The 7297-nt window shown below is 65.7% G+C and carries 8 protein-coding genes and 1 pseudogene; 5 read left to right on the top strand and 4 right to left on the bottom strand.

Annotation, left to right across the window (positions count from 1 at the left end; all coding sequences use genetic code 11):
- A partial coding sequence (locus DMB66_RS32530; protein WP_199752745.1) for a transposase occupies positions 1-355 on the bottom strand: 355 nt, incomplete at its 3' end.
- 1177 nt (positions 356-1532) lie between these two features.
- Complete coding sequence (locus DMB66_RS32520; RefSeq protein ID WP_233625006.1) at positions 1533-1973, bottom strand: DUF5360 family protein; 441 nt, start codon at positions 1971-1973, stop codon at positions 1533-1535.
- Between the two features lie 53 nt (positions 1974-2026).
- Here DMB66_RS32520 and DMB66_RS32515 point away from each other — a divergent pair, with 53 nt between their 5' ends.
- Together DMB66_RS32515 and DMB66_RS32510 are read left to right on the top strand one after the other, a co-directional pair.
- Positions 2027-2626, top strand: coding sequence for a TetR/AcrR family transcriptional regulator (locus DMB66_RS32515; protein ID WP_233625003.1), 600 nt, complete (start codon positions 2027-2029; stop codon positions 2624-2626).
- Between the two features lie 196 nt (positions 2627-2822).
- A complete protein-coding gene (locus DMB66_RS32510) occupies positions 2823-3359 on the top strand; it encodes a DUF4240 domain-containing protein (RefSeq protein WP_158647449.1) in 537 nt (178 codons plus the stop codon).
- Positions 3360-3462: 103 nt separating this feature from the next.
- Here the strand turns inward: DMB66_RS32510 and DMB66_RS32505 are convergent, their stop codons facing one another.
- The gene (locus tag DMB66_RS32505) at positions 3463-3906 is read right to left on the bottom strand and encodes a hypothetical protein (RefSeq protein WP_125807942.1); all 444 of its coding nucleotides are present in this window, start codon (positions 3904-3906) and stop codon (positions 3463-3465) included.
- A 457-nt stretch (positions 3907-4363) separates the two neighbouring features.
- Complete coding sequence (locus DMB66_RS32500; RefSeq protein ID WP_125807941.1) at positions 4364-5107, bottom strand: hypothetical protein; 744 nt, start codon at positions 5105-5107, stop codon at positions 4364-4366.
- Positions 5108-5597: 490 nt separating this feature from the next.
- Here DMB66_RS32500 and DMB66_RS64250 point away from each other — a divergent pair.
- The 3 genes and pseudogenes from DMB66_RS64250 to DMB66_RS64245 form a co-directional block, all read left to right on the top strand.
- Positions 5598-5939 (top strand): annotated as a pseudogene (locus DMB66_RS64250) (NUDIX domain-containing protein); the annotation flags it as partial.
- A gap of 278 nt (positions 5940-6217) precedes the next feature.
- A complete protein-coding gene (locus DMB66_RS32490) occupies positions 6218-6553 on the top strand; it encodes a cupin domain-containing protein (protein ID WP_125807939.1) in 336 nt (111 codons plus the stop codon).
- A gap of 367 nt (positions 6554-6920) precedes the next feature.
- Positions 6921-7295 (top strand): IS110 family transposase, encoded by a 375-nt coding sequence (locus DMB66_RS64245; RefSeq protein WP_233625002.1) that lies wholly within the window; start codon positions 6921-6923, stop codon positions 7293-7295.
- Positions 7296-7297: the final 2 nt, after the last annotated feature.

Genomic DNA, 7297 nt, shown 5'->3' with positions numbered 1-7297 from the left:
GCCGGGTGGAGACGCCGAGTAGGTAGCAGGTCGCGACCACGCTCACCAGGGCGGCCTCGGCCCGCTTACGCCGCTCGAGCAGCCAATCGGGGAAATACGTGCCTTGGCGCAGTTTCGGGACCGCGACGTCGATCGTGCCAACGCGGGTGTCCAGGTCACGATGGCGGTAGCCGTTACGGGAGTTGACCCGCTCCGGTGAACTCACGCCGTACTCGGCGCCGCAGACCGCGTCCGCGTCGGCCGACAACAGCGAGTTGATCACCGTGGACAGCAGGTGCCGCATCAGGTCCGGCGACGCGTCGCCGAGAGCTTGGTCCAACAGCCCGGCAGGGTTGATGATGTGAGGTGCGGTCATCGCGATAGAGCCCTTTCGAGAGTGCTGTGAGAGGTTCACTCGAAAGATCACGCGATGACCGCGCTCTTCGTTCAGCCCGCAGACGGGCCGCCCGACGATCACGCCGATCGCGTTACACCACTATCAGGGACGCCACTCTTATGTCCAGGACGCGACAGTTGCGTAACCTCGTTTACCTTCGGTCGTTCAGGGTCCCGCGACGATGGAGCACGTGAACGGCAGTTGTCAGCTCGCGCTGCAAATTCCTAAATCCCCAGGAAAGCGTCTGGCGACGCCATCATGCTGGCGAGTTGAGGACTGCACCACCGCCACACGTTCATAATCGATCTTGGTCATGCGGCATTTTGGACATCCACTGTGGCCCACTGTCATCGGCAAAGTCGTGCACTCGTAGCGCCGACGGGGCTGGAGCCGTGGCCCTTCGCCCCCGGTGCACGCGAGCCACCACCCCGGTCGGGGCTGCCGCACATTCATCGCCCGGAGGCCGCTGGCCGCTCTCATGACCGAAGCCACCAGGCCATCCGCTACCCAGCCGCACCGAGACTTGGACCGTTATGGCCCTCGATCCGCTGCCAGCCGTCGGCCATCGTGCCGGGCCGAAGAACGCGCGCGCCCGACCCACGAAGGGTGACCAGGGCCGTGTGACCGGCTGGGATCTCGTCGACCGTTCTTTGGTACCAGACGATCCGGGTCAGCTCCAGGTCGATCAGGTCCGCCGAGTCGCTAGCTCGGTGGAATCTGGCTCCGCGCCGGACCGGGTTGCCGAGGTTTCGCACGGTCACAGTCGCCTCCGTCCACTGAGAGTTCCGAACGTCGTCGATTTGCAGCTCTACATGGCTCCGGGCGTCGCTCACGCGCCGATGGTCGCCGACATCGCGCACGGGTTCAACCGCGGTGGCCGCGACACGGCGGATGACCTTCCCGCCGAGCCTGGACCGGGGCCTGGGTTGGCCGACTTGGACCGGCAGACCCTGCAGGCGGCCTGCGATCGGTGGGTCGTCGACGCTGTCACGGCCGGCACCTGCCCTGGACCGGCCACCGCTGCCAGCCGAGGCGGTGGTCGACCCTGTTTCTGCACGGCGCCCTGAGCACCGGCCGGGCCGGCATCGAGGCCGAGCGGTTCGAACGCTGAGCCTCCGCGCTGACCGGCCGACCCCCATCAGCCGTCGCAGTTGGCTCACTCCGCCGGGTGGGTGAGGTGGCCGGTGCGGGCCAAGCGGGTGAGCAGGGGCAGGGGAAACAGGAGCAGGGCGAGGTTGGGCAGCATCCATGACGGATCGAACTGGCCACGCTGGGCGAAGTAGGCCACGGCCATACCGCCGGCTGTCGCGGTCAACGCCAGAGACAGGACCAGCAGCGCCGAGGCAGCCGGTTGGCTGCGGCGGATGGCGTGCACGGCCGCTAGACCGGTGAGTGAAGCGGCGATGTCCAAGGGCAGGAAGGACCAGTTCCAGGCGACGACACGAGGGTCGGTGTACTCGTCGAACATCGCCTCGGGCGGCAACGCCTTGGCGATGATCAACGCCCAGTACAGGATGAAGCCGACGTCGGTGACGACCATGGCCATCGTGGTGACCCGCAGCAGGCGATCGGAACGTGGCTCAGCCGCACCAAGCATCCATGCCACGACTTCTCCCCATACTAGACCGGCCAGTCGGTATAGTATGCACCGTGAGTCGACGTCCGCACGCCTACGCCAAGGTCCTCTCCGCTGCCGCCGCGGTCCTGATCGAACACAGCGCCGCGGCCTTCACCCTGGACGCGGTCGCCGCGCGGGCCCAGGTGAGCAAGGGCGGCCTGATGTATCACTTCCCCTCCAAGGAGGCCCTCCTGACCGCACTGGTCGCGCGCGCCGTCGTGGCGGTCGACGACGCCCTGGCCGCCGCAGCCTCCAGCGTCGAACCGGGCGCCTTCACTCGCGCGTACCTCGACATCACCATCCCGGACGAGCCGTCCACCGGACACCGCGACGGTCCTGGCGACATAGTGGCCGCCCTAGCCGCTGCCGTCGCGGTCGATCCGCGCCTACTGACCCCTCTGCGCGAGGCATACGCCCGTTGGCAGGACCGGCTGGAGAACGACGGCCTCGATCCGGCCGCCGCGACCACCGTGCGCCTGGCCGTGGACGGCTGGTGGCTCGCGGTCCTGCTCGACCTGCCGCCACTCGACGGCGACGTGCACCGCCGCACCCGCGCCCGGCTCGTCGCTCTCACCGAGGGAGAGACCCCGCCGCCCGACCCAGCGACCCCGGATGCGGTCTCTGTGTCCTGACCCGCCGCTGACCTCAACCGACTCCGGCTTATATTTGGGGATTCATCACGCATAGTGACGGTCCGCTGAGAGCGGAGCGAGCGTTGTCTGCGGCCATGAGAGTGCACATGATCTTGGATGGGCAGCATGGAAGGCATCGTTCGATGCAGGGCTGGGCGAAGCCACGTTGTCGTGCTCGGCTGTTACGGTCCGTTCCGTGGATGAGTACAAGTTCTGGGGACTTATCGGGGAGTGCCGACAGGAGAGCGGAAACAACACCGAACTGGCCTCGCGCGTCCTGTTCCGCCGCCTCCGCACACTCGACGCAACCGGAGTCACCGAATTCGTCCGACTCTGGGAACGAGCACGATCCCGCCTGTCCTCGTGGCCGGTGACCGACGCGGCGTGCCTACTGCTCGGCCCAGTCAAAGAAGAAGACTTGTGCCAAATACAGGACTGGATCATCTCCTACGGTCGCACTGCGGTCGAGCGGATCAGTGCGGATCCGGACAACCTCATCGATCTTGCCGCGGATGCGGGCAACGCCCGCGCGCAATGGTTCGACGAGTTCATGACAGAGGCGCACATTGTCGTGAGCGGCGCCTGGCCCTTGGGCTACGACCCTGACGGGCCGGAGGATCTGACCGGTGAGCGTGCGGATCTCCGTGACCCGGCTACCGCACACCGGCAGTTTCCCAGACTGGCAGCGTTCCGGCACGACCATCCCGAACGTGGTCTGCCCGAACTTCGCTGATCGTGGCCGGCGTCAGCTCAGATGCCACCTCCCGCCGCGCCTTCTCGGCGGCATTTCAGTGCGTCACCGGACTCCCACCCGACCCCGGAAACAGGTGCGAAATCTATTCACCTAACAAACGATCGACGGCCGCATGGGCACGGCGTCGAACATACTCGTTGTCGTCCTGCAGAAGTCTCTGCAAGTAACCCATTGCACTCACGCCTAGGGCTAGCGGCAGTATTATCGCGAACTGCCATCGAGCGTCTGGGTCGGGATAGTCGAAGATCGCGGGGATCAGCTGGTTCACTGCTGCGGGCGCTCCTGCCAGAATGTCCGCGACCTGCTCATCCTCGTTGTCGCGGGCGAGCACGTACAACAGCTCAAACCTCTCGGACTCGCTCAGGATGTCCGTCGCCCGCAAACGCTGTCGCACTGACTCGTACAGGGCTTCCCAGTGAGGATAGTTGGATTCCCATTCCGCTCCGTGTCCGAGAGCCAGCACGTCGGGCGCGCCGGCGTCCTGCCATAGTCGGAATCGGCGCGACTCTTCAAGGAGAGACCCCATCGTCGGTGCATCCTTACCTTGATCAGCGGACTCCAGTCTATACGGCACGTGGAAAAGCAGGCGATTGCAGCGCACTGACGTCGGCCATGTCCGGACGTCGGGTGGCAGGGGCCGCCGGACACTGAGCGTAACGGCTCGCGCCTAGGCCCAGCGTGCGGTCGGCGGCCATGAGAGTGCGCGGGCAGGTCCGTTTGCCGATCTCACTGGCGGTGAGCTTGTCAGACAACCTCCCGCGTAGTTCAACCAAACCCATGACTGACAACGCCTGGCGTATGTTCGGCCGCGTGCGGCTGGACGCGGCGTTGTGGGGGCTGGCCGTGATCCCGGCCGTGTCCACCGACCTGATCGACCGGTTGATCGCGTCCGCACGCGGCCGCGCCCGAGCGTCTCGCCGATCGCGCCGACCTGTCTCAGGCGCAGGTGCACGCCCTGGCCGGCCGGGGCGAAAGCGGCCTGATCATCCGATTGCTCCGCCTTCGATTAGCAGCAGGAAACCCGGGTTGGGGTTCGCCACGGTGATCACGTTGGCCGCCACGACCACCAGCGCGGCCACGGCTACCACTGCGATGAGCACACTGACCCACCGACGCCGCCGGCTCCACGTCACGATCGACAGGCTGATGAGAACGGCCGCCACCATGCCGGACAGCCCGGCCTTGAACACGTGCCACCGCACGTACTCTTCGAGCATCACATCCAGGGCGGGCGACGTCGGGCCGCTCTCGACCTGGTGCCGGACCTGGGCCACGGCGGCGGCCACGTCGGGGCCGGCGGAGTCGGACGCCAGAGCCGACAGCAGCGTGCCGAAGGGTGACACGGCCCCCTGGACGTTGGCGATCAGCAGCACCGCCGCGGTGAGGGCGAGCGCCCCGATCAGGAGCCGGAACCGCCGGATCCTGACGGTCAGTGTCACCAGTACCGCGAGCAGCAGGAGGGCGATCACCACCCGCACCAGGTGGTAGCGGAACTGGTGGTCGACGAGGTTCTGGAGGTCGGGCGTGAAGTCGCGGCCGCCCGAGGACCAGTACGCGACGAAGGCGCGCGAGAAGTCGCCGGAACTGCTGGGGACCAGCAGCGGCGGCGCGAGGAAGTACGCGACGGCCAGGAGAACGGCCGCAGTGACGAGCCCGGCGTCACGCCGCCGGGCGGTGGTGGTGTTCAAAGGCGGGAGCCCCAGGTCAGCAGGAGCCGTATCTGTCATGCGTTGACGTTAGGACGACGCCCGCAGCCTGCGACAGCACACTGAATCTACTCTTGGAGTAGACCCAGCCCTACCTACATTTTGAACGCTGCGGCGTGTTCGTCCGGGCAGACGAACAGGTACGTGTCGCTGTCGCCGCCGCCCATCGAGAGTAACGTCGTTGAGTGGTGGGATCTGCGCGACGAACAGCATCGGCCGGTTGCACGTCGGTTACTCCGGTACACCGGAGTACAGGTACGCCGGGGGAGCCGCCGACCTTGGCCACCGCCTTCGGATCGTCGACGTTCTCGTTAATTTGGCCTATTCATCCTCGCCCAGCCCGCGACCAGCAGCCACAGAGCGTAACGGCTCGCACCTGGGCCCGGCATGCGGTCGGCGGCCATGGGAGTGAGCTGGATCTTGAAATTATGAGCCGTGCGGGACAACGGGCTCGCGCCCAGCAGCGATATCTCGGTGGTTGCGGTCGGTCGGCATCCATAAGGTTCCTGGTGTGTCGGAGACCGATTCATACCAACGCCGCTCTGCACGGGTGATCCTCCTCGATAGCAGTCACCGGGTGCTTCTTCTCAAATTCTTCTTCGACCCCGTGGATACCCAACAGCGGCATGGTTGGGTGACCCCAGGCGGCGGCGTAGACGACGGTGAGCTGGTTCACGAAGCCGCGGCGCGTGAACTCCGCGAAGAGATCGGCCTCGTCGTCAGCCCTGACGCGCTGGGCCAACCGATCGCCTACAGCTCCGGCTACGCAGATCTTGGCTGGGCGCGTGGCTTGTTCCGTGATGACTTCTTCCTTCACCGTGTCGGTACCCACCGCGTCGATACGGCCGGCATGGAAGCCCTTGAGCGCGGCCACCATGCCGGACATCGGTGGTGGAGGATGGACGAACTGACCGACACCACCGATGTCATCTATCCCTTCGGGTTGGCGCCCCTGCTGAATCAGCTCCTTACCGGGGGCATCCCGCAGCAGACCGCGCAACTGCCCTGGCATCACTGATCTACCGTTACGAGCTCCGCTGCCGTCGGGGTGCCCTCCCGTTCGCCGCTGTCAGCGGCAGAAGAGGATGCGTCTCTATCGACCTCGGATTACCGAGCGGATACCTTGATCCGATGAACGACTTCGTGATGCGGAGATGGGACTTGACCCACTACTCGGGTGACCAGGCCCCAAGTCATCGACACCATCATTCCGACGAGGGGTTCGTTGTCCTTCGAGGTCGCCTGGAGGTCCTCATCGGTGACGAGCGATCGATTCTCCAGCCGGGTGAACACGTAACAATCCCGGCCGGTACGGTTCACACGTTTGCCACCGTCGACCCAGAGGGCGCCGACGTCATCGCCGTCATGACTCCCGAGGTTGACCAACTGGTGACGGCGCTGCACGTTGCCGCCACGGATGAGGAGCGCGCAGCCGTCTGGGAGCACTACAACTCAGCATTGGCGTGAATCGATTCGATGCTGCTCTAGATGATCTGCAGCAACATGCATTCCAGCTCGTCGAGCGAATGGTTCGCCGCTGACCGATCATCCTGACTCTCAGGCGGCAAGATCCCACGGACGACGCATGATCGAGTTCCCTCTCATCGGCTACTTATTTACTGGTCGTACGACCGCAGCCCGGCCAGGCTTGGTCGAGGTGACCGGCGGGGTAGCTGGCACATCGGCTGCCCACCGCCTGTTGGTGTGGCTCAGACATGGCATGTGTCCCGCCGGTCACCGTGGCGCGGAGAGGCTCAAGAGGGGACTGCCCAGCTCGAAGTAGCGCTGCCCTCCTCGCCGGATTCAACCCCGGCTTCGATCGAGCAGCGCAGGCATGGGACAGGTCATCATCGGCATGGACCCGCACAAGCGGTCCGCGACCATCGAGATCATCAACGACCGCGAGAAGATCTTCGCGCAAGGCCGATTCGACACCGACCACGCCGGCTACCAGACGATGCTCAAGCTCGGCCGGCAGCACAAGGATCGGATCTGGGCGGTCGAAGGCTGCATCGGCATCGGTAAGCACATCGCCCAGCGCCTGGTCGCCGACGGCGAGATCGTGGTGGACGTACCCGCGAAGCTGTCCGCCCGGGCACGGGTGTTCGACACCGGTCAAGGCCGTAAGACTGATCCGGTCGACGCGCACCACGTGGCGGTCGCGGCGTTGTGCAGCAAGGGTTGCGGCAGGTTGCCGTCGACGATGTGACG

The sequence above is a fragment of the Actinoplanes sp. ATCC 53533 genome, assembly GCF_003947245.1.
This window is presented reverse-complemented; position numbering and strand designations above follow the sequence as displayed.